We start from the raw sequence: 265 nt of genomic DNA, 5'->3' as shown, positions 1-265 counted from the left end.
CCAGCATCCCGGAATGCCAGGCAAACTGCGACTGTTTCTCGAGGAAGCACACCTTGGGCTGCCATTGAGGGACCGATTTGACGAGGGATGGATCGAGGGCATCGTGCAGGGCGATGGCTATGGCAAGGCACGCGGGACCGAAACCAACGCCAATGAGGTCATGCAGCTCATCCTGGGGCACAGCTTTCAGTCGCGATGGCTCTGGAGGACTGACTCTGGCTCCCGAGTCCTTCTCGCGACCGAGCTGGGAGTCTGTGTCTGGCCC

The 265-nt window shown here is 61.1% G+C and carries 1 protein-coding gene; it reads right to left on the bottom strand.

Annotated features, from left to right (window positions below; translation table 11 throughout):
• Window positions 1–181: SidA/IucD/PvdA family monooxygenase (locus PZC42_RS24850; protein WP_277214251.1), on the bottom strand; the 181-nt coding region annotated here is incomplete at its 3' end.
• Between the last annotated feature and the right edge of the window lie 84 nt (window positions 182–265).

The organism is Isoptericola croceus, from assembly GCF_029382255.1.
Classification (GTDB): Bacteria; Actinomycetota; Actinomycetes; order Actinomycetales; family Cellulomonadaceae; genus Isoptericola; species Isoptericola croceus.
The sequence above is the reverse complement of the archived record's forward strand: the minus strand, read 5'-3'. Positions and strand labels throughout refer to the sequence as shown.